This is a genomic window from Bradyrhizobium sp. Ken01, from assembly GCF_055807355.1.
Genome location: NZ_JBVVPC010000129.1, coordinates 1 through 1,481 on the forward strand (window position 1 = coordinate 1; position 1,481 = coordinate 1,481).

Consider the following 1,481-nt stretch of genomic DNA (forward strand, 5'->3'; position numbering starts at 1 on the left):
CCACGCCAAGATGTTCGGCCACGTGCGCGTTGTGAAGCCATCCAGCGAGCGACGCAAAACAGGCTGAGCGCATCAACGCGTGAAGCACTGCGAGGCCGACCGTATCGGCCTGTCTATAACGGTAGCCTAGCTTTTTAATGACGTACTGGCGCTGGATGTTTTCGTAGGCTCTGCCCATGAGCCGAGCGAGCGAACTTTTCTTCGCCTGCGGCCACGCTGCCGGATACACCGGCAACACCAGAAGCTTGCTCTTAGCGATCACCGTAGCCAACGGATGCAAAAGCTGCATCCAGGCTGGCCAGGACGCTAATTTGGCAAACAATACCGCATGCATCACTGTCGCAACCCCGAAAGAGATCGGAAGCCACACTACCGCAGCCACGATTACAAGCATTGCGGTGTTCGGGGTGAGATGACGACATTTTCGAAATACCCACGCCATACCTTTGGCAAAGGCAACGTGCAGGCTACGCTCGAACGTCCGATAGCTAATTCTGCGCCGGAGCCACGACCAGCGACGGCGCATTGACACCATCCACTTTCGACGCCTCGCCTCGGATAGCGGAAGGATGCCCAGCGCACCGGCGATGACAGCGACGATCAGGTTACCCAGAACCCCGGCCGCGAAAAGCGGAAGCCGGACAATCTCCATGACCAGAGGGAAAGTATAGTCGAGCAATCGCATTAAAACCGCGATAGTGAAACGCAGGATCTTGTTCGCGGCGATCGCTATCAAAGCAACTGGAACGATGATCACGTCGTCCAGTGCACCGCGCACGCGGCGCTCTTCAATCCATGCAGGGCTTTGCTCATTGGCCACGGCACTACCGGTCGAGACGCCTTTTTTCGCCTAATCAGCTACGCTGACCGCGAGACAAACTACTGCTTTATTTGAGCCAGGCGCTAGCAGGTCATTCCGGTCGCACATCTGCGGACGGCTCGACGGGTTTGCCGGACGGTTGTTCGTGCCACGCAAACGCCGTTCACCCGAGTTCTGCCCGCGCCGCAGGCGGCAGCGATTTCCGTGATCATGCTGTCCGGCTGCGCGAGCGCGGGAGCAACGGGCGTGGCTTGCGCCGGCACTGCGAGAGACAGAGCGAACGCGCCAATTGCAATTAACCTGATCATTCTCACCTCCTTGAAGAGCGATGATCGGGCCAAGCTGACGTCGCACTTGCTTCCAGGGCTTGAGATGGATCAACGGTTCTTAACTGACCCGGCTTCTTCAGCGGTGTTGGGATAATTGGTCTCGGCTCCTCAGGCGACCTCCCTATCGATTCAGTTGCAGTCTGCGTGGGGAGCCTTCCATCATCGGGTGCTGAGGCACAAACCGCATAGACCTCCTCTCGTGGCAGTTCCACTATTCTACCCGGTTGGCGTGTACGGGGGGACACTATGATCAGCTTGACCCGCGTTTTTGATGTCGCCGTGCTAGCGTTAGGCACCTTCAACCTCGTGCTGGTGGCACTGCTTATCTCGTC

Annotated in this window: 1 protein-coding gene; it reads right to left on the reverse strand. The window is 57.9% G+C overall.

Translation table 11 applies throughout. The features are described 5' to 3' along the window. The coding region (locus tag AC0L3S_RS39000) for a hypothetical protein (protein WP_473285261.1) at window positions 1-820 on the reverse strand (820 nt) is incomplete at its 3' end. Between the last annotated feature and the right edge of the window lie 661 nt (window positions 821-1,481).